Source organism: Corallococcus sp. CA041A (assembly GCF_003612075.1).
GTDB classification, from domain to species: Bacteria; Myxococcota; Myxococcia; order Myxococcales; family Myxococcaceae; genus Corallococcus; species Corallococcus exiguus.
Genome location: NZ_RAWF01000734.1, coordinates 1 through 402, shown reverse-complemented (window position 1 = coordinate 402; position 402 = coordinate 1). Strand labels below are relative to the sequence as shown.

The following is a 402-nucleotide window of genomic DNA, read 5'->3' as shown; positions in this document are numbered from 1 at the left end:
ACGTTCCTCGGCCCGCCGCATAGACGCGATCTCATTTTGAACATTCCCTCCGCTGTTTCCTCCCGCACGCCGTCAGCCGCCCGCGCTGTATGCGCCCCTTCGGTAGCCCGCTATGCGCGGCTGACCGTCGGCCTGCTGGCGCTGGCTTCGGCGCATGCGGCGCTGGCCTTCGGTTTCAACGATGTGGCCGCACGCGCCAAGCAACTGGCTGCAAAACCGTACCAGGCGCCCGCCGATACCCTGCCCCGCGAACTGCGCGAGCTGCGCTACGACCAGTACCGCGAAATCCGCTTCAAGTCTGACCAGGCTTACTGGCGCCGTGACAAGCTGCCGTTCGAACTCGGCTTCTTCCACGAGGGTTCGTACTACGACCAGCCTGTGAAGATCAACGAGGTGTCGCCC

1 protein-coding gene is annotated in these 402 nt (G+C 64.7%); it reads left to right on the top strand.

Annotated elements, in window-relative coordinates:
* The coding region (locus D7V77_RS42860; protein ID WP_199734030.1) for a glucan biosynthesis protein at positions 1-402 on the top strand (402 nt) is incomplete at both ends.